Genomic DNA, 24,453 nt, shown 5'->3' with positions numbered 1-24,453 from the left:
GAAGGACTCAGGCAGTCTTCTTCTTGCCCGGCTTCTCACCGCGCGACGCGCGCAGGAGAGTGAGGCGCTCCTCGAGGAGCTCCTCGAGCTCGGGGATGGAGCGACGCTCGAGCAGCATGTCCCAGTGGGTGCGGGCCGGCTTCACGGCCTTGACCTCGGGCTCGGGGCCATCTCCGACGAGCTTGGCCTCCTCGCCGCAGCGGCACTCCCACACCGGGGGAATCTCGGCCTCGATCGAGAACGGAAGCTCGATCTTGTGACCCTGGGGGCACAGGTAGGTCGTGATCTGACGCTCGCTCGGAACGACGTTCTCGTCCGTCTCCATGCTGAGGGCGCCGAGACGGCTGCCGCGCAGGCTGCGTTCTGCCATGGGGTATCTCCCAACGAAATCGTGGATCCCGGCGGATGGGTGGCTGCGCCGGGTGTCACAGGGTGGAACGACCGGAATGCATCCGTTGTTCCGGGCGCAGGCGTTGACCGCACCAATGCGCCCTCTGGGGCGCGTCCCCCTGTGACGTGAGCACGCCGAAGCGGCGCGACACATCAGGATAGCGGAAATCGGGACCTCAGCGCACATCCGCGCAATCTGGACGGGCCTCAGACGACCGCAGGCACCTCGTTGCCGGCCTCCTGGATGCCCTTGCGCATGTCGACCTTGGCAAGGAGCACCCCGCCCAGCACGAAGAACACCATGAGCGCCAGGATCGCCGGCCGGTAGGAGTCGGTGAGCTGGTGCACGACACCGAAGATGACGGCGCCGAACCAGCTCGTGCCGCGCTCCAGCGCCTGGTAGAGGCTGAAGAACTCCGCCTCACGGTCGCGGGGGACGAGTTGCGAGTACATCGACCGGCTCAGGGCCTGCGTGCCGCCCATGACGAGTCCGATGCCGACACCGAGGGCGAAGAGCGCTGCCAACGCCTTCTCGGGCACGAAGAAGGCCGCGACGATCACGAGCAGCCACATCGCGATGCCGCCGAGCACGGTGCGCCAGGCGCCCTGCTTGCGGGCGATCCGGCCGAAGATGAGGGCCCCACCGAACGCGACGAACTGGACCATGAGGAAGAGGCTGAGCATCGTCGTCTCGGAGAAGCCGAGTTCTGCCGTGCCGTAGAGGCTGGACTGCCCGATGACCGTCTGGATGCCGTCGTTGAAGAACATGTACGCCACGAGGAAGAGCAGAGTCTGGGGGAGTGCGCGCAGGTGGGCGAACGTGTCCCTGAGCTGCTTCAGGGTGCCACCGACGACTCCCGCCTTCGCTGCGACGACGGGGCGTTCGACGCCTCGCATCTGCCACATGCCGAGCACCGGGATGAGGGTGAAGAGTCCCCACCAGAGACCGGCCATGAGCATGCTGATCCGAACGGTCTGCCCGGTCCCGCCGAAGGAATCGGCGTTGCTCAGCATGAGGAAGTTGACGGCGAGCAGGAGGCCGCCGCCGAGGTAGCCGAGCGCCCAGCCCCGCGACGACACCTTGTCGCGGTCGTCGGGGTGAGCGATGCGGACGAGGATGGCGTCATAGACGACGAGTGACGCACCGAGGGCGATGCTCGCGATCATGAGCAGGACGACGCCCAACTGCCAGTTCGTGCCCTCGACGAAGAACATCAGCGAGGCGGCCACGGCACCGATCCCGGCGAAGGCGGCCATGAGCCGCGCGGGACGCTTGACCCGGTCGGCGATGGCGCCGACGAAGATGAGGAGGACGGCGCCGATGAAGGTCGAGAGGGCAACGGTGTAGGGGTGCAGCGATCCCGGGTCGATGGGTACCCCGAGGACGCTGAGGTCGGTGGTGCACGTGGCGTCCTCGGCCAGTCCGGGACACGCGGCTTCTTCGGCGATCGCGGTGAGATACGGCCCGAAGAGCACGGTGGCCGTCGTCGTCACAAAGGCCGAGTTGGCCCAGTCGTACCAGTACCAAGGGCGTTGGTAGCGGGCGTTGGAGGCGTAGTCCTCGGCAATGTCCTCGGCCGACTGCGTCGTCATGTGCCGAACTTTGGCACACACTCCCCGGTCAGGGGGCGAGTACGTCTACTCAGCCTGCAAACTCCCAGTGCCAGGGCTCGGGAGTGGCACCCGACGGACCGGCCCAACTCGGGTGGAACCAGCCGTAGAGCGGGGCGTTCTGCTTCATCCAGAGGTGCGCGGGGGAGCCGAAGTTGTTGATGCCACCGCACAGGTCGAGGGCCATGCCGAGGCCGTGACGGCTCGTCCCGGGGCGGGCAGCGAACCGACCACGCTTGGCCTTGGTGACGTACTGCTGGCTGAGCGATCGGTAGGAGTCGGTCACGCAGATCGGGCTGCCGGTCTGGCGCGCGTAGGCCTGGCTCATCGCGTTGAACGCGGCGGCGGCTCGTGGCGAGAGCATCTCTCCGGGCGCCTGCCACAGCGGGCACAGGGCCGACGTGGGGAAGAGGCCGTTGGGGTAGTTGCTCGACGCCGTGCTGCACGGCTTGCCGATGCCTGCTGTCTCGATGGCGGAGCCGAGCGCCTTGGCGAGCCGGTCGTACGCCGCCTTCGCGTCCGGCGTCTGGATCCCGACGAGGTATGCCGCGACGGGACCGGCCTTGGCGACCTCCGCCGCGTGCGTTTTCTGGAGTGCGGTGAGCTTGGCCTGTTGCGTCTTGACGAGGGTGTCGAGGGAGGCCTTCTCGGTGACGATCTTGGCCGCGGCCTCGGTCGCGGCCTTCTGGGCCGCGGCCCGGTTCTGGGTGAGTTCGTGTTGGCGAGCGGTGAGGGTCCGCACCTCGTCCACGGCCCGAACGCGTTGGTCGGTCAGGTAGGACAGGTCACCCAGCGGGTCGCCGACCTTGGACTCCTCGGCCTGCATGGCGTCGAGGACGGACAGCATCTCGCCACCCGTGCCGCCCTCGGCGTAGGCCTGGAAGGCCCATTCGCGGACGATGGCCCGGGCGCGATCCAGTCGCCCCTGAAGCACACCGAGCTCGACCTTGGCCTGGTCGGCGGACTCGGTCGCGGCCTTCTCCGTGGCACGCGCCTCGGTGAGTGACTCGAGGAGGGCGTTGGACTTCGTGGCCAGCGCCTGCAGCTCCTTGAGAGCCGTGGACAGGCCGGTGTTCGACGCCATGATCTGGGCCCAGATCTGGTCGGCGGCGGCGATCTGACTGGCCAGGTCGGCCGTCGAGAGTCGGTCGTCCGGGTCGAACGAGCGCGGGCCGTCGTCCGGAGCGTCGGGCCGCGGAGGCTGCCAGGGCAGGCGGGGAGACTCGCTGGGCCGGGGTGTCGAGGTCGTGCCCGGGGTGGACGTCCCCGTCGTGGGGGTCGTGGTGGGCCGGGTCGAGCGCGTCGTCGTGGTCGGAATGGGCGTCGCGGTCGTCGGGTCGGGCGTGCTCGAGGGGCTGCTCGTGTCGGAGGGCTCGGCGGCCAGGGGAGTGGCCGTCGTCGTCGGGTCCGTGGGCTCGGCCGAGGCCACCCCGAAGGTGAGGGTCACTGCGACCCCCGAGGCAGCAAGACCCGTCGCGATGCGCGACAGGCGGGTGCGGTGCATGACGAACGTTCTCTCTCCGGGGCCCTGACCGCGCCCCCTGCGCTCACCGGGCGAACCCGGCTCTCTTCAGGTCCACCCTAGAACAGCACCAGCGGCCTGTCAGCCGTTCGCCGAGGCGCCCCCGCTGTCAGCGCCGACCGCCCCGACCGTTCCGAGAGCCTTCTGGACCGCCTGAGCGAGCGCGGCATGGCCCGCATCGTTCGGGTTTGCGCCGTTGGCGACCATGAGTTGCGGCTTGCCGACGAGGGGCTGACCCGTGTCGAGAAAGGTCGCCTTCCCCGCTGTGGCGGCGGTCTGGACAGCCGTCGTCTGGGCGGCCAGGGTGCCCGGGACGGGCCTGAGGTCCCACCACGGGTTCACGACGTACACCTTCGCGCGGGGCAGGGCCGTCGTGAGAGCGGCGACGAGGTCGGTGGCGGCCTTGGCGAAGTCAGTGGGGGAGGTGGATGCGTCGTTGCCACCTCCCGTCACGAACACCACAGCGGGGGCGGCCTTGACCGCTTCGGCCACCTGGCCCTGGTAGTTCGCGCAGGCCGACGCACCGCACGAACCCTCCGCGCCGGCCCGCACGTAGCCGGTCCCGGCATGCGCGAGGTTGACCTCGGTGCCACCGAGTTCGGCGGCCACCAGCGCAGTCCACCGCCTGGCCGGACCCGTCGCGTCCTTGCCCTCGGTCATGGAGTCGCCGAGGAAGACCACGGGACCGCCGACCGCAGTGGCAGTGGGGCTGGGACTCGATGAACTCGCGCTCGACGGTGAGGGGCTGGGCCCGGCCGCCGCCGGGTCGTCGTCATCGCGGGAACGCAGGAGGAAACCGGCGATCAGGAGCACGAGAACGAGGAGTCCGGCAAGGGCACCGTTGCGCTGGCGGTCGTTCATGTCCGGCAGTTTTCCACGCGGACGACGCCACGTCGGGGAGGCAGTCCTGTCCGGTCCGTCGACCCGATCGGACAGAGCGGGTCACTGCGTTTGACCGCCGTTCGCACCCCCGGGAGGGTGACATCGCCAGCTCGTGGATCACCGTCGCCCCACAAGGAGCCCCCATGCGACCCCGCATCCTGACCCGGATCGCCGCCGGATCCCTCGGCGCCCTCCTGCTCGCCGCAGGCCTGGGTGCCCCGTCCAACGGACCGGGTATGCCGTCCGCGGCCGCGGATTCCCTGCTCACCTCTGCGGTCAATCCGTTCATCGGGACCCAGGACAACGGCAACACCTTCCCCGGTGCCAGCGCGCCGTTCGGGATGGTGCAGGTCAGCCCGGACACCGGGGGAGAGGGCGGCTACGACTACTCCCAGTCGTTCATCCACGGATTCAGCCAGACGCACCTGTCCGGTGTCGGCTGTCCGGTGGTGGGTGAACTCCCCGTCATGCCGACGACGGGAGCGGTCTCGACAACGGACCACACGGCATACCGGAGCGGTTTCTCGCACGCCGACGAGGAGGCGACACCGGGGTACTACCGGGTGGGTCTCACGAAGTACGACATCGACGTCGAGCTCACCGCGACCGACCGGACCGGATGGCAGCGCTACACGTTCCCGGCCGGGCAGCAGGCGAACGTCCTCTTCAACACCGCCAAGGCCAACAGCACGGTCTTCGACTCCGAGGTCCACGTCGTGGGTGACCGGACGATCGAGGGCCGCATCCACAACGGCAACTTCTGCGCCGGCAAGGACGAGCACACGATCTATTTCACGGCCCGGTTCGACACCCCGTTCGAGAGCTTCGGGACGTGGACGGGTTCGACCCGCACGCCGGGGGCGAGGGACGCGGCGACAGTGCGGGGCGGCAACGGTGCCTGGGTGACCTTCCCGGCGGGCACTACGAGCAGCACCCTCAAGGTCGGTCTGAGCTACACCGGCGTGGCCGGGGCGCGGGCCAACCTCGAGGCCGAGACCGCGGACTCGTTCGACTTCGACGCCACGCGCGCGGCGCTCACCCAACGCTGGGAGGAGCAACTCGGCCGCGCCCGCATCTCGGGCGGGAGTGACGCCCGACGCACGGCCTATTACTCGGCGCTCTACCACGCCTTGCTCCACCCGAACCTCGCCGAGGACGTCGACGGGAAGTACTTCGGCTGGGACGGGCAGATCCACACGAGCGACGGCTGGACGGCCAGGCAGAACTTTTCCCTGTGGGACACCTACCGGCCGCAGAACCAGCTCCTCGAGATCCTCGAACCGGACGTCGCTCGCGACTCGTACCTGTCGATCCTCGCCATCGGTCGCGAGGGAGGGTGGCTGCCGCGGTGGGCGCTTGCGAACAGCGAGACCAACATCATGACCGGCGACCCGGTCACGCCGTTCCTCGTCGAGGGCTGGTCCAAGGGCTTCCTCGCGGGGCACGAGGCGGAGGCCTACGCGCTGCTTCGTCAGAACGCCACCGAACGTCCTCCCGTCGACAGCCAGTTCAACGGACGGAGCGGTCAGCACTACTACGAACGGCTCGGCTACATCCCGTTCGGCCTGGAGCTCGGCACGGACTGCGTCCACCACGGCGGTGACAACGACTGTGTGCACCCGGCATCGGCAACGCTGGAGTATGCAGCCGCCGACGCGTCGCTCGCGATCATGGCCAAGGCGTTGGGGCACACCGCCGACGCCGCGATGTTCGATGAGCGAGGACGCAACTACCGCAACCTGTTCGACGCCGGGACCGGAACCTTCCGGCCGCGTCTCGAGGACGGTTCGTGGCTCGACCCCTATGACCCCGTCGAGGCCTCGCACGCGTTCCACGAGGGTGGCGCCTACCAGTACCAGTGGCTCGTGCCCCAGGACCCGGCCGACCTCGTGTCCCTGCTCGGCGGTGAGGAGAAGGCGGCACAGCGCCTCGACGACTTCTTCGCCTACGACAAACTGCTCACCGACCCAGAGCGGACGGTGCGAGAGGACTGGATCGAGGCGACGTACGCCTACTACAGCAAGCCGACCTACAACCCGAACAACGAGCCCGACCTCCTCGCGCCCTACCTCTACGCGTGGGTGCGCGAGCCCGCGCGGACCGCGACAGTGGCGCGTGCGGCATACACGCTCTTCAATCCCGGACCGGACGGGATGACCGGGAACGACGACCTCGGAACGATGTCGGCCTGGTACGTCATGTCGTCCTGGGGACTCCATCCGACGATGAGCGGGGCGAACTACTTCGTCGTGTCGAGCCCGCAGTTCGAGCGGACCGACATCACCGTCGGCCGACCCGCCACGGGAAGCGCGCGACAGGGCGGCCACCTGGCCATCGCGGCCCCCGGCGTCTCGGACGAGCGGCCTTACATCCAGTCGCTCTCGGTCAACGGTGCGCGCTCGACGAAGAGCTGGATCGGTTGGGACGCGTTGCGATCCGGCGGTTCGATTCAGCACGTCGTCGGGGCGCAGCCCAGTTCCTGGGGCACGCGACCCGCGGACGTGCCGCCGACCGTGTCCACGTCCAAGGGGTCGTCGAAGGTCACGTTGAGTGCGACCGTGCGACCGAATCCCCTTGTGCTGGGCACGAATTCGACCTCTGGGCGCTTCAATGTCGACCTCGTCGGACAGGCCCAGAAGAGCCTGCCGACGCGCGTGACGGTGTCCGTCCCTGAGGGGTGGAGCGCCACGAAGCCGTCGACAGATGTCGTCCTCAAGAGCAACGGAGTGCCGGCGTCGGCAACCTTTCCGGTGGTGCTCGGGCTCCCTGAAGGAGTTGCGCCCGAGGACCACGAGGTGGTGGTCACGGCATCGGCTCCGGGCGTTCCGGACGTCGTCCGCACCCTCACGGTGACACTCAAGGAAGCCCTGACCTGCGCTTCCGGTGCTTCACCGTGCGCCGTCGATCTGGGAGACGAACGCAACCACGACGGCACCGCCACGGTGGGCGCGTCGAGCGAGGGCAACTTCGACGGGAGCGGGTGGGCCTACGACGCCGCGCTGCTTCCGGCCGCCGGCGCCTGGGAACACGACGGAGTGGAGTATGCCGTCCCGTCGGCTTCCGGGACCACGCCCAACTTCGTCGAGGCCCGGGGCCAGACCCTGCTCGTGCCGGCCGGTCAACGTTCGCGGCTGCGGCTCGTTGGCGCCACCCACAACGGAGACGTGACGACGTCGCTGCGGGTCACCTATACGGACGGGTCGACGGCCGACGTCCCCGTCGCACTCACCGACTGGGCGGCCAGCAGTGGCCGCAACGGCAACACGGTGGCACTGGACATGGACCACCGGATCAGGAACGGCTCGGGGGTGGACGGGCCTCCGGTCCAGCTGTTCGCTCACTCCGCGGCCACCAACAGCGCCAAGGAACTCCAGTCCATCACTCTCCCCAACGACCCGCGGTTCGAGGTGTACGCACTGACAGTGGAGTGAACTTCTGTCCACAGGCCGTCGATGCCCCCACCGCTGTCCACAGATGTGGTCGACGGGGTGGCGGGTCCTGCTTCCTGCGCCGCACGCTGGCACCCAAATGACAGGTGCCGCGTGCGGCGTGAACAGGGGAGTGGAGCATGGCGACGAAGAAGGCGGAACCGTCCGGTGAGCCCGTCAACACTGTGGAGTTGGCCGGACGCGTCAGCGGGGACCCGGAGGCACGCACCCTGCCCAGTGGGGACGAGCTCGTGACCCTGCGACTCGTGGTCGCCCGTCCCGCCGGCGGACCGGTCGACACCATTGACCTGGCCTGCTGGTCAGGCGCGGCCCGCCGGGCGGCTGGCCGGGTGGGCGACGGGGACCACGTACACGTGACCGGTGCGCTACGGCGACGCTTCTTCCGAACGCCCGGTGGGGCGGCGAGTCGCTACGAGGTCGAGGTGGGCAAGCTGTCCCGTCAACGGGTCAGTGCGTGAGCTTAAGGCCGACAACACCGGCGACGATCATGCCGACCAGCAGGATGCGGATGGCCGAAACCGGTTCCTGGCCGGTCGCCATGGCATAGGCGACCGTGAGGACGGCACCGATGCCGACCCACACGGCATACGACGTCCCGATCGGAAGGTCGCGCATCGCGAAGGCGAGGCCGCCCATGCTCAGCACGAGTGCCACCGCGAAGGTGATGCTCGGCCCGATCCGGGTGAAGCCCTCGGACTTGCCCAGGGCGGTGGCCCACACCGCTTCGAGGACACCGGAGAGGACGAGGACGATCCACGACATGACTGACTCCTGCGGGCCGTCTTGTCGCGTGCCGGGTACGGCGCCCCTCGTCCGGGAGTCACAGAGTGGACTCTGGTTCGAGGGTGTCACATCGGGGAAATAGTGGCAAAGCGGTGACGGGCGGTCGGTGGGCCGGGCCAGCGAGGGGCGATACTCGGAGGTGTGAGCGAGCCACTGGTCCCCGCCGAACGGCTCCGCGACCTCGCCCTGCTGCGTCGAGTGCGGGACCGCATGGATCGCGAATTCGACCAGCCGCTCAACGTCGACGCACTCGCTCGCGACGTGCACATGTCGTCGGGACACCTGAGCCGATCGTTCAAGGCGGCGTACGGCGAGTCGCCCTACAGCTATCTCATGACGCGACGCATCGAGCGGGCGATGGCGCTGTTCCGCCGGGGCGACCTCAGTGTCACCGACGTCTGTTTCACCGTGGGCTTCTCGTCTCTGGGGACCTTCAGCACCCGGTTTACAGAGCTCGTGGGCATGTCGCCGAGCGAGTACCGACGGCGCGCCGAGGAGTCGCCGGCGGAGCTTCCGTCGTGTGTCATGAAGGCGGTCACGAGACCGGTCAGGAATCGAGAAGCACCGCCGCTCCTGCCGGACTAGTTTCGCCGACATGGACATCAGCATTCACCACTCCTTCCTTCCGCACACCGACCCCGAGGCCTCGCTCGCCTTCTATCGCGACGCCCTCGGTTTCGACGTCCTGAACGACGTGGGCCAGGGCACGATGCGCTGGATCACCGTGGCCCCCGCAGGCACGACGGCGCCCTCGGTCGTACTCACGCCACCGGCCGCAGACCCCGGCATCACCGAGGACGAGCGCACCGCGATCGCCGAGATGATGGCCAAGGGCACGTACGCGACGCTCGTCCTGACGACGCCGAACCTCGAAGAGACGTTCGACGCGGTTCAGGCCACGGGCGCCGAGGTCACCCAGGAACCCACCGACCAGCCGTGGGGTGTGCGCGACTGTGCGTTCCGCGACCCGGCCGGCAACCACATTCGCATCAACCAGGCCTGATCCGTCGTCCTCGGGTCGTCCTCGAGTCGGCTGCGCGGGCGCGACCCGAGGACGGACCGCTTCGGCTGATCAGGTGCTCGACAGGACGACGAGGCGCTGGGTCGCCCGGGTCATCGCGACATAGCGGTCGACAGCACCTTCGATCCCGCCACCCATTCGGTCGGGGTCGACGAGGACGACGAGGTCGAACTCGAGACCCTTGGCCAGTTCGGGGGTCAGGGACTGGACCCGCTCGGTCGCCTCGAACCACGGGGCGCCAATGACACAGGCGACGCCCTCGGCGTGTTCCTCGGACCAGCGGGCCAGTGTCGACTCGAGGTCGTCGATCCTGCCGTGCTCGACGGGGACTCCGGTCGAGCGGATCGACCTCGGCACGTTGGCGTCCGGCAGCACTGCGCGGATGTGAGGTGCCGCGTAGTCCATGACCTCGGCCGGGGTGCGGTAGTTGACCGTCAGGGACGCGATCCGAGCGTGGTCGAGACCGATCCGACCGAGTCGCTCCTCCCAGGTCTCCGTGAAGCCGCGTCGCGCCTGCGCCCGGTCACCGACGATCGTGAAGCTCCGGGAGGGACACCGCAGGAGGAGCATCTGCCACTCCGCATCCGTGAGTTCCTGTGCCTCGTCGACGACGATGTGGGCGAACCGCCCCGCCAGCAACTCGGCGCGGTTCGACGGTCCGGTCCGGTCCTCGACGAAGTTCTCGCGCAGGTCCGGGTGGCGCAACATCGTCACGAGACCCTCACCGTCGTCGTCCGCAGCGATGAGGTTGTCGATGACCTGGGCCATCTGTTCCCGCTCCACGGCATCGGTGTCCGCCTCGCGCTGACGGCGCCGGGAGGTCGTGGGGTCCCCGAGTCGCTGGCGGGCGGCATCGAGGATCGGCAGGTCGGACACTGTCCAGGCCTGAGGATCCTCACGCTGCAGGGCGAAGACCTCGTCGCGTGAGAGCCACGGCGCGCAGCGTTTGAGATACGCCGGGACGGTCCACAGGTCGCCGACCACGTCGGTCGCCTCGAGCAGCGGCCACGCCCGGTGGAAGGTGTCGACGAGCTCTTCGTCCTGGCGGAGCACGCGCGTCAACAGTTCGCGGGATGCGTCGACGTCCTCGTCCTCGAGCCGGTCGAGGGCGATGGTCACGAGCTCCTCCCAGATCTCCTCTCGTGCCTCGTTGTGCGGTGTCCCGGGCGCTGGAGCATCGAAGGCGACGGACCAGTCGTCAGCACTCAGCGCCACGTCGGCCCACGGCGTTTCGACGATCATGGCGTCGGTCGGCGGCTCCTCGTAAAGGGCCACTGCCGGTTCGATGGCAGAGACCATGACCGCACTCGCCTTGAGTCGAGCAACGCTCTCATCAGCCTCAATTGGCGCCTGGGCGCCTTCAGGCACGAGGTCGCGGACAGTGCAGGTGAGGACGCCTTCCTCGCCGAGGCTCGGCAGTACGTCCGAGACGTAGGCGAGATAGGGCTCGTGAGGTCCGACGAAGAGCACGCCGCCCTTGCGGTGGCCGAGCCGCGGATCCGAATAGAGCAGGTATGCCGTCCGGTGCAGTGCCACGACCGTCTTCCCCGTCCCGGGACCTCCGTCGACGACGAGGGCTCCCTTGGAGCCTGCGCGGACGATGGCGTCCTGGTCGGCCTGGATGGTTCCGAGGACGTCACGCATGCGTTCCGACCGGGTCGTGCCGAGGCTGGCGATGAAGGCCGACTGGTCGTCGAGGGCCGCGGAGGACGTCAGGCCATCCGCAGTGAAGACTTCGTCCCAGTAGTCGACCACCCGTCCGGCCTGCCACCGGTAACGGCGTCGACTCGCCAGGCCCATCGGATCAGCGTGCGTCGCGCCGAAGAACGGCTCGGCAGCGGGGGAGCGCCAGTCGACGAGGATCGGGGTCCCCTCTGCGTCCGAGAGGCCCAGCCGGCCCACGTAGATCGGCTCATCCTCACCGAGCGGATCGATGCGACCCAGGCAGAGGTCGACGCCGTAGCGTCCGAGGGCTCGCAGGCGTGCCGTGAGTCGGTGGACTTCCAGGTCGCGGTCCAGTGCGGCACGACCGGCTCCTCCGGGTTCCAGCCGTGTCTGTCGGAGCCTTTCCGACAGCTCGGCGATGGTGGCGTCGAGGGTGTCGGCGATCGTTGCGAAGTGGGCGTCATCGCGGGCAATGAGGAGCGGATCGGCCTTGGGGGAGAGGCGCGGGGGAAGGGTGAAGAAGGGGGTCGTCGTGGTGGTCACTCAGCGGCTCCATCCGGCCGGAATTTCCGGCCACGACCGTAAATTCTGGACACGAATTGCCGCTTGCGGCAAGGCCCCCCATCGGCTATACCTTGGAAGTGGAAGGACGCACACGCGTCCTTCTTCGTGTTTGCGGGGACCTTCGGGGTGGGTCGTGTTCGGGGGAGCGCAGCCCGGGGGAGTAGTGCGTCAGGCGGTCACGACGATGCGGAACGCTGTCCCATCGGGGTCGAGCAGTCCGGCGCCATCAGTCGTCGGTGGAGCGACCAGAGTTGCCCCGAGTTCGACGAGGCGCTCCGTCTCCGAGCGGAGGTCGCTCTCGGTCAGGACCCCGAGTTCGAGCCGGAATCTGTCGATCTCCGGCGCGTCCATGAGGGGCGGACCGCTCCACGTCACCTTCGAACCGCCGGCGGGTGACTGGATGGCCGTCTCCTCGTCCTGGTCCCACACGAGTGGCCAGTCGAGCGCCTTGCTCCAGAAGTGGCCGACGGCCTGGGACCCATCACAGTTGATGCCGCCGATGATGCCGGTGTTGGACAGGAAGTTGTTGCCGGGCTCGATGACGCAGAGCTCATTGCCCTCGGGGTCGGCCATGACCACATGGCCGTCGTCAGGCGTCTGACCGATGTCGATGTGCTGGCCACCGAGCTCGAGGACGCGCGCCACCGTGGCGTCCATGGCTGCCTGATCAGTGCTCGTGAGATCGAAGTGAATGCGGTTCTGGTCGACCTTTTCCGTCTCGGACGGGTGGACCACCAACCGGTACGTAGTGCCGTCCGCGGGAACGACGCTGATGTCGCCGCCCTCATCCGGCACGGCATCCCAACCCAGGACGCCCGCCCAGAACCGGGCCACCTTCTCGGCGTCGAGGGAGTCGATACGGACGGCGTACAGCGTCGCGGTCGTCATTCCTCCACGCTAGGAGCCGCCGAGCGACCGCCGCAACGCGTTTTCCGGACTGTGCTCACAGCCGGGGAGACGCGGATTATGTCAAGCTGCGGTGCCGCCGTCGGCACCGGTCGAGTCGAGGTAGACGGACGCGCGGTTCGCCGGAACCCACGCCAGCGTGTGGGTCCATCTCGACCGGCCGGAGGCTTCCGAGGTGGCTGGCCCGGTGGCGCACGAGGACCTTCTCCACGTCCGTTCCGTAAATAACGCCGATAATCGACATTATGTCAACTCAGGGAAGGGAGGGTGCGGACGGACCTCCCCCGTCACTGTTCAGCCGAGACCCCGGTGAGCCGCCCAGAGTGCGCTGGCACGCGTGGCTGCAGCGTCGATGAGGGCGCCGAGCTCCGGCCGATCCGGAACCCGGAACGACGTGTAGCCACCACGTCCGCCGGCAACGGGCCTTCCGTAGGCCTTGGCTGCGACGTGACCGTCCGGTAACAACCTGATGTTGAGCGTCGTCAGGACGAACTCCTCGCCGCGACGCTCGTCAGTCCACTGGAGCGCCGCAGGGACGGCGACGTTGATCGCCAGCGCGCTGACATCCACATCCTCCGGTCGGACCTGACGCTCGCCCTCTCCGCCTGCGCTTGCACCTGCGTTCACGTGCCCGCTCCTTCCGTCTCCAGGACATCCGCGATCATGCGGTGCCCCTGCTGCTCGAACTCGTCATCCCCAACCTGATGGGCCCAAGCCGCCGTGGAGATCGCCTCGCGCACCCGCTGCCGACGCCACGATTCGTCGTCGCGCGGGTCCGAGCCGTAGCCCTCGATAAAGGCTCGTTCGAGATCGGGACGACCCCTGAACTGCTGCACCGACAGGCGTGAGAAGTCGGTCAGGGCCGGACGAAGGTCAGCCCGCCCGAAGTCGATGGCCGAGACCAGTCCCCCATCGATGATCCAGTTGCGAGGTTGCCAATCGCCGTGTGTCGCAACGACTTTCGTCGCCGCTGGAACGATCCAGGACGACACATCCTCACGCAGCCGCTCCACGGCCAGATCGGGGATGCGGTGCGGCTTCTCCAGCCATGCCAGAGCCTTTGCGCGCTCCGCCTCCTCGTAACCGGCAACAACTCGCGACCCCTGCCCGTGCAGCTGTGCCAGGAGTTCACCCGCCTGTCGATAGACGTCCGGCTCACCCTCGCCGGCACCCCCCTGCACGAGCGTGCCCGGCAGGAACTCCGTCACGAGCACCCGCTGGCCCTCGTCGACGTGGCGCAGCCTCGGCGCACGTCCCCGAGCAGTCCAGGGCTCCAGCCACTCTCGGTGCGCGCGAACCTCACGAGGAAAGTGTCCGTCCGACGCATCAGCGGCCTTGACGACGAAGTGCGCACCCGCAGCCCGCACCTCGAGGACGACCGTGCTCGTCAGCCCCCAACTGTGGTCGTGCACGACGACGAAACCGGGCAGCCACTCCCCCACGAGCGCCGCCTGACCCGGAGTCAGACGCTCGACACCCGAATGCGTCACGGGATGGGGCAGGGCGCGCCCTCGCAGCACGGCCGGATGTAGCCACACCCGTCGCACCGCTCGTGCGACGTCTCCCAGCGCATGAATTGTCCACAGTTGGGGCACGGTTCGGTGAGGTCAGCCATGGGCAAAAGCCTAGGACCGAGAGGCCAAGATGGGTGTATGCCACGCCTGCTCGTCGTCCACCACAGCCCCACCCGATCCACCCGGGCACTCCTCGACGCCGCACTCGAGGGGGCGACGCACCCGGAGATCCTCGGGGTGGACGTGCGGGTGGTCGCTGCCCTCGAGGCCACGGCCGAGGACGTGCTCGGGGCCGATGGTTACCTCGTGGGAACACCGGCCAACTTCGGCTACATGTCGGGGGCGCTCAAGCACTTCTTCGACTCGACCTTCCTCGCAGTCGGGGGCAGCCTGGACGACTCCGGCGGCGCCGGGGCCAGTCCAGCTGGCCTCACGGCACGACGGCCCTACGGCCTGTGGATCCACGGACGCTACGACGTCACCGGCGCCGTCCGCGCCGTGACGTCCATCGTCGGTGCGCTCGGCTGGACCCAGGCCGCGGACGTCCACGAGGTCGTCGGCGACGTCGACTCCATCGCCCGCGAACGGGCCACCGAACTCGGTGCCACCCTGGCCGCCCTCCTCAGTGATTGAGTGGAGGCACGGAGTCTTGACCCGGCATACCAAGTCTTGACCTGCCGCGAACCCGGACTTGACCGGCTCGTTCCTACGGTTGTCGTGTCGCGGTGGTGTGGGTCAGGGAGTCTCACAACCGTCCGAGACCGCACCTGTTCGACTTCCTCCCGAGCAGGTCATCGTCACCCCCACCGGCCCAGGGGCTCAGGCGCCGGTGGGGGTGACGCGCGTCAGGGGGCGATCGTCAGGAGGTGGGCCCGCTCCCACCCGATCGGGACGAAGCCCTCCCGGAGCAGGACGGGCAGGGACTGTCCACGGCGTGCCTTGACCACCGCGGTGTGGCACCCCGCGGTGGAGGCGAGATCGAGTCGAGCGGCGAGCATCGCGGCATACACACCTCATCGTCGGGCACGGGGAAGGACCGCGGCACCGACCAAAGGCGCAACGCCCCATTCGAAGCCGACATGGGCCCGCCCCACGGGCTCTCTGTCCAACCAACCCACGACCCAGGCACCCACGCCCCGGTCGAGTTCGTCGTTGACCTCGTCGAAGAAGTGCTCCCGGTCGCCCGTGTCGGGATCCCCGAAGACCTCGACCCCAATGTCGACAACGGCGTCCAGGGCGGCACGATCCTCAACGAGCGTGACCCGAACTCCGTCGGCGATCGTCGGGAGCCCGGCGTCCACGGTGCGTGCCAGGCCCACCTGGTCCTCGACCTGCCGTGCCCCTCGGGCAATCAGCAGGTCCTCGAGCCCCGGCGGAGTGGAATCCCCACGGAACCACCACTCCACACTGCGCGCGCCCGCTGCCGCAAGGTGAGCCACGAGGTCGTCGAGGACCGCGTGAGCGTCACGGTCGGACCGGGTCCAGTGGACGACGAACGGACGATCCGGTTCGGGCGGGAAGTGACTGATCAATGCCTCCTCGTGACCGAGGATGGCGTGGCCCCGCGCGGGCACGACGCCGTGACGCGACATCGTCCGAGGGACGATGTCCGGGAACGTCGCGTCGGGCATGACGTCGATCCCGCTCAGGCCTGGAAGCGGCCCGGATCCCCGGCTCCGACGCGGAGCACCTCAGCCCCGTCTCCGGAGAGGTCCACGACGGTCGTCGGTTCCGATCCGCACTCCCCCGAATCGATGACGACGTCCACGACGTGGTCGAGCTCCTCCTTGACCTGCCAGCCGTCCGTCATGGGCTCCGACTCCCCCGGCAGGATGAGCGTCGAGGTGAGCATCGGCTCGCCGAGTTCGGCAAGCAGGGCCCGCACGACAGGATGCTCCGGGATGCGCACCCCGACCGTCTTCTTCTTGGGGTGCAGCAACTTGCGAGGCACCTCGCCCGTGGCCGGGAGGATGAACGTGTAGGGGCCCGGCGTCGACGCCTTGACGGCCCGGAACACCGCGTTGTCGACGTGGACGAAGTGCCCGAGCTGTGCGAAGTCGGCACACACGAGGGTGTAGTGGTGCTTGTCGTCGAGCCGGCGGATGTCGCGGATCCGGTCCTTCGCCGACTGGTTGCCGAGCGCGGCGCCCAGGGCGTAGCCGGAGTCGGTCGGATAGGCGAGGAGTCCGCCGTCCCGGAGCGTCGCGACCGCCTGGGTGATGGAGCGAGGCTGCGGATCCACCGGGTGCACGTCGAGGTAGCGAGCCATGTCAGTCCTCGCGCATCGTCACGGGAGTGCCGAGCTGGACCGTTCGCGACACGCTGCACAGCCGGTCGTGCGACTGGGCGATCGCGCGCGGGAGCATCTCGCGGGCCCTGTCGCCTTCGGGACCCTCGGGGAAGCGCACCCGAAAGGTGACCTCGAGGTCCTCCATGTGGTTGCCCTTCTCGGCGCTCTTGGCCTTGACCCCGGTGCTCTCGACGGTGAACTCACTCGGTTCGGCGCGCTTGGCGGTGATGAAGTCGACGTCCACCGCGCTGCAGCCCGCGATGGCAGTGAGGAGCAGCTCCACGGGCGTGAAGTCGTCGGTGTCGCCCGTGCCGATGTGGATCGTCCCGCCGCGGATGTTGGTCACGTCGAACTCACCGTGCGCGGTCCGGCTCAGGGTCACGGAGCGGAATCCCGGTCCGGTCCCACCGGTCTCCGGCTCGGTTCGGCTCGGGCTGGTGGTGTCGGTCATCGGGTGCTCCATTTCTCGTCGATGGCGCGCACGACCTTGAGGTCGCGTGCCGTCAGGGGCGTGCCGGCGAGGCGTTCGAGCCTGGCCCCGGCCAGCTTGGACACGTTGAAGTCCAGGTCGATCTCGAGGAGGACGTCTCGCCCCACGAGGCAGGAACGCTCGGAAGTGTCCCTGTATGCCGTGAGCGCGGCTTCCGCGTCCTTGCTCACCGTCCCCTTGGCGAACGCGACGTACCGACGTGCGGTCGGCGACAGCAGGGGTGGTGTGGACTCGACCGCCGCGACGAGGTCGGCGAACTCGTCCGGCGATCGCACCATCGTCGGGATCTCGAAGCCCGCCCACTCACCGAGGCACTCCTCGATGGCGGCCTCGACCTTGCCCTGGGAGCGCATCGTCGAGGTGAGCGCGACGTTGCCCGTCTGGATGTGGGTCTCCACGTCGGTGAATCCGGCGGTCTCGAGGCACGAGCGCAATTCGGCCATCTTCACGTAGCGGCCGCCGACGTTGACGGCGCGCAGGAAGGCGAAATGGCGCGGCATACATCGATCCTGCCAGAGCGGTGGGCGACGGGGACCACGCGCTCAGCCGGCCACCGAAGCCACCGGACGCCGCCGCTTGCTGGCACCGGGTTCGGAATCGGTGCGAGAGTGACGTCATGACCGGCGCACCCCCAGTCCCCGAGGGCCGACTCGTCCTCGTCCGTCACGGCAAGACCGAGTGGAGCGAGTCCGGACAGCACACGGGCACGACCGACATTCCGCTCACCGAACAGGGTGAGGCCGACGCCGCGACGCTCGCCGAGCGGCTGTCCCCCTTTGACTTCGGCCTCGTCCTGACCTCGCCCATGCAGCGCGCACGCCGCACCGCCGAGATCGCCGGATTCCCCTCTCCCGAGGTGGATCCCAACCTCGTCGAGTGGGACTACGGCGCCTACGAGGGACGGACCACCAAGGAGATCCGAGCCGATCTGGGGCATGACTGGACCGTGTTCGAGGATGGCGTCGTGCCCGGAGCCTCGCCCGGCGAGACGGTGGAGGAGGTGGCAGCCCGTGCATCGCGAGTGCTGCTTCGCGCGACGCCAGTGCTGGCCGCACGGGACGTCCTTCTCTTCGGGCACGGTCACGCACTGCGCATCCTCGCGACGGTGTTCCTTCGTGAACAACCTCGATTCGGGGCGAAGTTGCTCCTCGATGCCGGGTCGGTGAGCGTGCTGGAGTACGAGCGGGAGCAGCCGGCGATCAAGCTCTGGAACAGCCTGGGCTGAGTGCGACCTGTCGAATCCCGTCGAATCCCGTCGAATCCTGGCTGACGTCAGGGCAGCGGCCAGGTGTGCACCGGCTCGTTGGTGCCCATGTGCTCCGCATAGAGCTCGAGCATCTGATGCAGGGCTGTTCGACGATCCGAGCCCTTGTCCTCGAACCGTTGCACGGCATCGGTCTGCCACGTGGCACCGTTGACCCCGGCCTGGCAGCGCGCCTCGATGATGCCGAGGAAGCGCTCCCGGACGGCCTGCGACACGCCCCACTCCTCGAGGCCCTGGTGCGCCAGCGGGAGGAGGTGTCGCAGCACGAGCTCGTCGGCGCCCACCTGGCCGAATCCGGGCCAGTACAACCGGGCATCGATCCCGTCGCGCGCGGCCCGCTCGAAGTTCTCCTCGCAGGCGGCGAAACTCATCTTGGTCCACACCGGACGCTCGGTGCCGGCGAGCTTGCGGATCGCACCGTAGTAGAACGCGGCGTTGGCGAGGGTGTCGGCGATCGTCGGTCCAGCGGGCAGCACCCGGTTCTCGACACGGAGGTGTGGGCGACCGTTGACGATGTCGTAGATCGGTCGGTTCCAGCGATAGACCGTGCCGTTGTGCAGGCGCAGCTCGGCCAGGTCCGGTGCCTCGCCCGCCTCGAGACGCGCCATCGGGTCCTCGTCGGTGGTTTCCGCGAGCAGTGCAGGAAAGTAGAGCGAGTTCTCCTCGAAGAGGTCGAAGATGCTCGTGATCCAGCGTTCACCGAAGAAGACCCGAGGACGGACTCCCTGGTTCTTGAGTTCGATGGGCCGAGTGTCGGTGGCCTGCTTGAACAGCTCGATCCGCGTCTCCGCGTGCAGGCGCTGCCCGAAGAAGAACGGCGAGTTGGCGGCGAGGGCGACCTGCACCGGCGAGAGCGCCTGGGCGGCGTTCCAGTGGTCCGCGAAGTCGGCAGGTGCCACCTGTAGGTGCAGCTGGACGCTGGTGCACGCGGATTCGGGGGCGATCGAGTCGCAGTAGGTCGCCACCCGTTCGCCGTAGGGGCCATGGATGTCGAGGTAGATGTCCTCCCCGCGAGCCACGAAGATCGAGTCGTTGAGGGCGGTGTAGCGGTTGTTGTCGCTGATCCATTCGCCCTCGTAGTGCTCGGGCATGATCGTCGGCAGGATCCCGATCGTCACCAGTCGTGAACCGACCTCACGGGCCTTGGCATCGGCGTCGTTGAGGGACTGGCGCAGATCACGCTCCAGCTCGAGGGCGGAGTCGCCCGGCAGGGGGCGAGGCGGCACGTTGAGCTCGATGTTGTACTGCGCCAGTTCGGTCTGGTAGCCCGGGTCGGCGATGGCGTGCAGCACCTCGGCGTTGGCGAAGTGTGGGTCGTAGTCGCCGTTGACGAGGTTGAGCTCGATCTCGAGACCCGTCATCGGCCTCTCGAACTCGAAGGAATGCTGGGTGAGCATGCGCTCGAACACGTCGAGGTTCTGGCGGACCTTCTCGCGATAGCGCTGGCGCTCCTCACGCGTGTAGCTCTGCGCGCTGACCTCAGCTCCCACGCCCACCACCTCCGATTCGTCGGCTTCCCGGTACGCATTGCCTGCTCGTGGGGCCACTCAATCACCCCGTGGCGCAGCACGCGACGGGAACGAGGGACATTTCGCGTTTCGGTCACCGACGCTGTCCGTGGCCGGATCTAGCCTCGGTGACGTGCGCATGATCCACACCTCCGACTGGCACCTGGGGCGGTCCTTCCACCAGGTGGGTCTGCAGCGCGCCCACGCCCGCTTCCTGGACGACCTCGTCGACGTCGTCAGGAGTGAAGAGGTCGACGCCGTCGTGGTCTCGGGAGACGTCTACGACCGGGCGCTGCCGGCGCCGGACACCGTGGCACTCCTCTCCGACACCGTCGAGCGGCTCATCGACGCCGGAGCAGCCGTCGTGCTGTCCAGTGGCAACCACGACTCCGCCATCCGCCTGGGCTTCGCGTCGCGCCTCCTCGAGCGATCGGGCCTGCACATCCGCACGAGCGTCGACGACATCGGCCGCCCGGTCGTCGTCGACGGTGTCGCCATCCACCCACTCCCCTATCTCGAACCGTCCCTGACCGCTGGTCCGCTCGGGGCGTCCGACCGCACCCACGCAGCCGTGCTTCGGGCCGCGATGGACCGTGTCCGGGCGTCCTTGGCGTCGGGCTCGGAATCCCGGTCGGTCGTCATGGCACACGCCTTCGTGACCGGTGGAGCCACGAGTGAGTCGGAGCGGGACATCGCCGTCGGCGGCGTCGCGGCCGTCCCGCCGGAAGTGTTCGACGGGGTGGACTACGCGGCACTGGGGCACCTGCACGGGCGCCAGCAGGTTGCCGAGACCGTGCGCTATTCGGGCTCGCCCGTCGCGATGTCGTTCAGCGAGGCACGGCACACCAAGGGCTCATGGTTGGTCGATCTCGCCGGTGACGCGCCGAGCACTGAGTTCGTCCCCGCACCGGTGGAGCGCCCCCTTGCCCTCTTGCGCGGCACTCTCGACGAGTTGCTCAGCGAGCGGCAGCACGCAGCCGCCGAGTCGGCCTGGTGCCAGGTGACGCTGACCGACCCGATCCGACCTCTGGGTGCGATGGAGCGGCTTCGGGTGCGGTTCCCGCACACGCTCGACCTGCGGTTCGAGCCTTCCGGCACCGTGACGACCATGACCGCGTATGCCGCGTCGCTCACCGAGCGCTCGGACCTCGACGTGTGCTGTGACTTCCTCGGGCACGTCCGGGGTGGACATGGGGCCGACGAGGCCGAACGGGCACTGCTTCGTGACGCCGTCGAAGGCGCTCGGGTCCGCCGCGCGAACCGCGAGGGTGAAGGCCGCGCCTCAGGTTCCAGCAGGTCGGGGGCCGCATGAGGATCCACCACCTCCGCGCCACGGCTTTCGGACCGTTCCCCGACGAGGTCTCGGTCGACTTCGATGAGCTGACCGCCGCGGGACTCTTCCTCATCCACGGCCCAACCGGAGCCGGCAAGACGAGCCTCCTCGACGCCATCTGTTTCGCCCTCTTCGCCGACGTGCCCGGACTCCGCGACAAACGCGGCATCGTCAGCGACCACGCCGCGCCGTCAGCAGTCCCCTCGGTCGAGCTCGAATTCACCTGTGGCACACGCCGATTCATTCTTCGTCGCTCCCCCGCCCATCTTCGCGCCAAGAAGCGGGGAACCGGAACCATCGAGACACCCGCGACAGTTGCGTTGTCCGAGCACCTCGACGGCGAGTGGGTCGTCGTGTCGACCCGCAACGACGAAACCGCGGAGGTCCTGCACGACGTCCTCGGCATGGGCAAGGAGCAGTTCGCCAAGGTGGCCATGCTGCCCCAGGGCGAGTTCGCGGCCTTCCTGACAGCCAAGGACGACGAACGGCGGGCTCTTCTCGAGAAGCTCTTCGACATCACTCGGTTCGCGGACGTCGAGGAGTGGCTCGTCGATGCTCGGCGCAGCAGCGAGGCCACCGTGGCCGGTCTGCGTGCGGGCATCGACACCGATCTGGCGAGGTTGGCAGACGTCGTGGCCCGCTCGACGGCATCCGGCGAGGACGAGAGCCACGCAGGCGCTTCTGATGACGCCGCCGGCTCCGATGAGCGGCTCCTCGAGGGGCTCCCAGCCCTCGATCCCGACTCCCCCGACGCCATCCGGGGACTGCTCGAGACGATGGCCACCCGAATCGAGGTCACACTCTCCGAGGCGATGGTGCGGCTCGACGCTGCATCCTCCGCGGATGTGGCCGCGGCCAGCGCCTTTCAGGACGGCCGATCGGTGCAGTCGCTGCGTGAGCGCGCGAGTGCCGCCCGAGTCAGCCTCGGCGCTCTGGAGTCCGCTCAGGACGAGATTGCGCGGGCGCGCTCGGTTCACGACCGGGCGACCCGGGCCGGTTCGGTCCGGGGCGATCTGGCGGCTGTAGAGAGGGCGCGGGCCGAGGTGCACCGACGTCAGGCGTCGGTCGCCGAGGCACACGCCGCAGTCAGCCGGCTCGTCACCACCGGGTTCGACTCGAGTGACACCGCAGTAGGCGACAGTGCTGTCCCCCGCACTGCACTCCCCGACAGTGGACTCGTCGACAAGGACCGGGGCACTGATCGCGTGGACGCCGAGGTGGTGCACGGACGCTCCCCCGAGGCCCTCGTGCGCGTACTGCGCCAGCACGACGACAATCTGAGGGAACTGCTCCGTCTCGACGCTGAGCGCACCGCTCGGGCCCGACGGGCACGCGAGCAACTGCGCGACATGGAGGCGGCAACGTCGGTGCTCCAGAGCGCTGCCGAGCGGCGCACGACGGCGAGCGATCGTGTGGAGGCGGCCACCGCAGCGGTGACAGCATCGCTCGACGCGACAACCTCACTCGCCGGTCTGGAGCAGGCCGCTGCCGAGGCCAGGTCGCGCGTCGACCTCGCCCGTCGCACGCTCGACGACGGGGCCCTGCTCGATCGCCTCGTCCGGGAATCCGCCGATGCCCGCTCACGCGCCCAGGATGCCCGGGACCACGAGCTCGATCTCGTTGCGCGCCGCCTCTCGCAGATGGCCGCAGAACTCGCGGAGCGCCTCGTGGACGGCGAGGCGTGTTCGGTGTGCGGTGCGACCGCACACCCTTCCCCGGCACAGGGCGGACGGCAGGTGACCGAGGCGGAGCTCGACGCCGCTCGTGTCGCGCACGCCGACCTCGTCGCCGCACATCACGAGTGCGAGGTTCGGGTCACCACCACACGGACGCGCATCGAGGAAGCCCTGCGACAGCTCGCCGTCGCGAGTGTCGAGGAGTTGGATCTGGACGCGTTCGAGTTCGGATCCGTCGAGGCCACGCGCCGCCACGACACCGCGCGCGCGCTGGCCGCCGAGCACGCACAGCGCACGGCACACCTCGATGCAGCCCGGGCTGCCCTGACGGCCCTCGAAGATTCGGTCGCCGCGGCCCGTCACGAACTCACGAGGGTGTCGGCCATGGCTGAGCAGACTCGCGAGGACGAGGAATCCGCACGAGTCGCCATGTCCGCGCTCTGGATCTCGCACGCTGACTGTCCGTGCGGCTCGACGTCCGCGGCCGAGAGCAGCGACAACGCGGCTCGGACGGAGGCTCACGCTGCCGACAGTGAGCCCTTCCCCGGTTCGGACGCGGTGGCCGAACTCGCGAGCCGGCACAGGGCCGCCGTCGACTCAGCCGCCGCGTGGGCGGAGGCCGTGGCACGGCACGCGGAGACCGCCGAGCGCCTGAAGGCAGCCCTCGACGCCGGGCTGATCGCCGTCACCGACGCCGGCTTCGAGTCGTTCTCCGAGGCCACGGACGCCGTGCTTCCGTCCGGTGAGCTCCAACGCATCGGTGACCGGTTGCGTGATCACGATCGTGCCCGCGCGGGGGCGCTGTCTGTGCTCCATGACCCGATGGTGATGGCCGCCGAGGAAGCGCTCCCGCCCGACCTCGCCCTGTTGGAGCGTGAAGCCGTGGCGGCGCGCTCTGCTCTCCTCGCCGCGAAGTCCGCCCAGACCGAGGCGGCTGGCGCTCAACGCTCGTTCAGGGCCATTCGATCGAGCCTGACCGCGGGATTGGATGCCGCTGGCCCGGCGTTGGCGCACCACCACCGCGTCAAGGATCTGGCCGACACGTTCTCCGGCGGCGGCCTCAACAACACCCTGCGGATGCGACTCACGTCCTACGTTCTGGCCGCGAGACTGGACAAGGTCGCCAGGTTGGCCAACGAACGACTCCGGATCATGGGCGACGGCCGCTACAGCCTCGAGCACTCCGACCGTCTCGCTGCACGGGGCGCCCGCAGTGGCCTCGGACTCCGCGTCCTGGATCAGTGGACCGGCGTCAGTCGCGAGACCTCGACCCTGTCCGGTGGTGAGGCCTTCATGGCTTCGCTCGCACTGGCCCTCGGCCTCGCCGACGCCGTGCGTGAGGAGTCGGGAGGGTTCGACCTGGGGACGCTGTTCGTCGACGAGGGCTTCGGCACGCTCGACGACGAGAGCCTCGAGCAAGTGATCTCCGTCCTGGACTCCTTGCGCGAAGGCGGACGTGCCGTCGGTGTGGTCTCGCACGTGGGTGAGCTCCGCAGCCGCATCACCCACCAACTGGTCGTCCGCAAGACCGCCAGCGGCAGCACCGTGGCCATTGCCGGCCCCGGTTCGGAGAGTGCCGCCTGAC

At 68.7% G+C, this 24,453-nt stretch carries 23 protein-coding genes and 1 riboswitch; of the genes, 8 read left to right on the top strand and 15 right to left on the bottom strand.

The window, feature by feature from the left end; translation table 11 throughout:
* Positions 1-7 precede the first annotated feature (7 nt).
* From N803_RS04875 to N803_RS04860, 4 genes are all read right to left on the bottom strand, one after another.
* Positions 8-370, bottom strand: coding sequence for an RNA polymerase-binding protein RbpA (locus N803_RS04875; RefSeq protein WP_035903045.1), 363 nt, complete (start codon positions 368-370; stop codon positions 8-10).
* Positions 371-597: 227 nt separating this feature from the next.
* Positions 598-1,983: an MFS transporter gene (locus N803_RS04870; protein ID WP_052111790.1), complete on the bottom strand. Its 1,386-nt coding sequence runs from the start codon at positions 1,981-1,983 to the stop codon at positions 598-600.
* A 49-nt stretch (positions 1,984-2,032) separates the two neighbouring features.
* Positions 2,033-3,505, bottom strand: a complete 1,473-nt coding sequence (locus N803_RS17330; RefSeq protein ID WP_052111788.1) for a D-alanyl-D-alanine carboxypeptidase family protein — start codon at positions 3,503-3,505, stop codon at positions 2,033-2,035.
* Between the two features lie 99 nt (positions 3,506-3,604).
* Entirely contained in the window at positions 3,605-4,384 is a 780-nt protein-coding gene (locus N803_RS04860; protein WP_035903043.1) for an SGNH/GDSL hydrolase family protein, read from the bottom strand.
* Between the two features lie 164 nt (positions 4,385-4,548).
* Between N803_RS04860 and N803_RS04855 the strand changes: the two genes are divergently transcribed.
* Together N803_RS04855 and N803_RS04850 are read left to right on the top strand one after the other, a co-directional pair.
* Positions 4,549-7,836, top strand: coding sequence for a GH92 family glycosyl hydrolase (locus N803_RS04855; RefSeq protein WP_035903042.1), 3,288 nt, complete (start codon positions 4,549-4,551; stop codon positions 7,834-7,836).
* 137 nt (positions 7,837-7,973) lie between these two features.
* Positions 7,974-8,312: a single-stranded DNA-binding protein gene (locus tag N803_RS04850; RefSeq protein WP_035903041.1), complete on the top strand. Its 339-nt coding sequence runs from the start codon at positions 7,974-7,976 to the stop codon at positions 8,310-8,312.
* Here the strand turns inward: N803_RS04850 and N803_RS04845 are convergent.
* Entirely contained in the window at positions 8,302-8,616 is a 315-nt protein-coding gene (locus N803_RS04845; RefSeq protein ID WP_035903040.1) for a DMT family transporter, read from the bottom strand. The two genes, N803_RS04850 and N803_RS04845, sit on opposite strands and share 11 nt — an antisense overlap.
* Positions 8,617-8,626: 10 nt before the next feature.
* A riboswitch (guanidine-III (ykkC-III) riboswitch) is annotated at positions 8,627-8,692 on the bottom strand.
* An 86-nt stretch (positions 8,693-8,778) separates the two neighbouring features.
* Here N803_RS04845 and N803_RS04840 point away from each other — a divergent pair.
* Positions 8,779-9,222 (top strand): helix-turn-helix transcriptional regulator, encoded by a 444-nt coding sequence (locus N803_RS04840; protein WP_035903038.1) that lies wholly within the window; start codon positions 8,779-8,781, stop codon positions 9,220-9,222.
* A gap of 10 nt (positions 9,223-9,232) precedes the next feature.
* The gene (locus tag N803_RS04835) at positions 9,233-9,640 is read left to right on the top strand and encodes a VOC family protein (RefSeq protein ID WP_035903037.1); all 408 of its coding nucleotides are present in this window, start codon (positions 9,233-9,235) and stop codon (positions 9,638-9,640) included.
* A 69-nt stretch (positions 9,641-9,709) separates the two neighbouring features.
* On the opposite strand, the gene helR is transcribed toward N803_RS04835, so the two are convergent.
* The 4 genes from helR to N803_RS04815 form a co-directional block, all read right to left on the bottom strand.
* Positions 9,710-11,866 carry an RNA polymerase recycling motor ATPase HelR gene (gene helR / locus N803_RS04830; protein WP_035903036.1) on the bottom strand — a complete coding sequence of 719 codons (2,157 nt, stop codon included), beginning with the start codon at positions 11,864-11,866 and terminating at the stop codon, positions 9,710-9,712.
* 189 nt (positions 11,867-12,055) lie between these two features.
* The gene (locus tag N803_RS04825) at positions 12,056-12,775 is read right to left on the bottom strand and encodes a VOC family protein (protein WP_035903035.1); all 720 of its coding nucleotides are present in this window, start codon (positions 12,773-12,775) and stop codon (positions 12,056-12,058) included.
* A 312-nt stretch (positions 12,776-13,087) separates the two neighbouring features.
* Positions 13,088-13,420, bottom strand: a complete 333-nt coding sequence (locus tag N803_RS04820) for a hypothetical protein (RefSeq protein WP_052111786.1) — start codon at positions 13,418-13,420, stop codon at positions 13,088-13,090.
* A complete protein-coding gene (locus tag N803_RS04815; protein WP_245617014.1) occupies positions 13,417-14,313 on the bottom strand; it encodes a phosphotransferase in 897 nt (298 codons plus the stop codon). Before N803_RS04815 ends, N803_RS04820 begins: the two co-directional genes overlap by 4 nt.
* A gap of 132 nt (positions 14,314-14,445) precedes the next feature.
* On the opposite strand from N803_RS04815, the gene N803_RS04810 reads away from it, so the two are divergent.
* Positions 14,446-14,940: a flavodoxin family protein gene (locus N803_RS04810; protein WP_035903033.1), complete on the top strand. Its 495-nt coding sequence runs from the start codon at positions 14,446-14,448 to the stop codon at positions 14,938-14,940.
* A 212-nt stretch (positions 14,941-15,152) separates the two neighbouring features.
* On the opposite strand, the gene N803_RS18220 is transcribed toward N803_RS04810, so the two are convergent.
* The 5 genes from N803_RS18220 to N803_RS17325 are packed head-to-tail and all read right to left on the bottom strand — an operon-like array spanning position 15,153 to position 17,587.
* On the bottom strand, positions 15,153-15,317 hold the full coding sequence (locus N803_RS18220; protein WP_156969657.1) for a hypothetical protein: 165 nt from the start codon (positions 15,315-15,317) through the stop codon (positions 15,153-15,155).
* 3 nt (positions 15,318-15,320) lie between these two features.
* Entirely contained in the window at positions 15,321-15,938 is a 618-nt protein-coding gene (locus N803_RS04805; protein WP_035903031.1) for a hypothetical protein, read from the bottom strand.
* 14 nt (positions 15,939-15,952) lie between these two features.
* On the bottom strand, positions 15,953-16,576 hold the full coding sequence (locus N803_RS04800) for an L-threonylcarbamoyladenylate synthase (RefSeq protein ID WP_035903030.1): 624 nt from the start codon (positions 16,574-16,576) through the stop codon (positions 15,953-15,955).
* 1 nt (position 16,577) lies between these two features.
* Positions 16,578-17,048, bottom strand: coding sequence for an OsmC family protein (locus N803_RS04795; protein ID WP_052111784.1), 471 nt, complete (start codon positions 17,046-17,048; stop codon positions 16,578-16,580).
* Complete coding sequence (locus N803_RS17325; RefSeq protein WP_052111783.1) at positions 17,045-17,587, bottom strand: DUF1697 domain-containing protein; 543 nt, start codon at positions 17,585-17,587, stop codon at positions 17,045-17,047. Before N803_RS17325 ends, N803_RS04795 begins: the two co-directional genes overlap by 4 nt.
* Positions 17,588-17,703: 116 nt before the next feature.
* Here N803_RS17325 and N803_RS04785 point away from each other — a divergent pair, with 116 nt between their 5' ends.
* Positions 17,704-18,312 carry a histidine phosphatase family protein gene (locus N803_RS04785; RefSeq protein ID WP_035903029.1) on the top strand — a complete coding sequence of 203 codons (609 nt, stop codon included), beginning with the start codon at positions 17,704-17,706 and terminating at the stop codon, positions 18,310-18,312.
* Between the two features lie 47 nt (positions 18,313-18,359).
* Here the strand turns inward: N803_RS04785 and N803_RS04780 are convergent, their stop codons facing one another.
* Entirely contained in the window at positions 18,360-19,841 is a 1,482-nt protein-coding gene (locus N803_RS04780; RefSeq protein WP_084764026.1) for a glutamate-cysteine ligase family protein, read from the bottom strand.
* Between the two features lie 151 nt (positions 19,842-19,992).
* On the opposite strand from N803_RS04780, the gene N803_RS04775 reads away from it, so the two are divergent.
* Entirely contained in the window at positions 19,993-21,171 is a 1,179-nt protein-coding gene (locus tag N803_RS04775; RefSeq protein ID WP_052111873.1) for an exonuclease SbcCD subunit D, read from the top strand.
* Entirely contained in the window at positions 21,168-24,452 is a 3,285-nt protein-coding gene (locus tag N803_RS04770; RefSeq protein ID WP_035903027.1) for an AAA family ATPase, read from the top strand. Before N803_RS04775 ends, N803_RS04770 begins: the two co-directional genes overlap by 4 nt.
* The last annotated feature ends 1 nt before the right edge of the window (position 24,453 follow it).

Source organism: Knoellia subterranea KCTC 19937 (assembly GCF_000768685.1).
GTDB lineage: Bacteria > Actinomycetota > Actinomycetes > Actinomycetales > Dermatophilaceae > Knoellia > Knoellia subterranea.
This window is presented reverse-complemented; position numbering and strand designations above follow the sequence as displayed.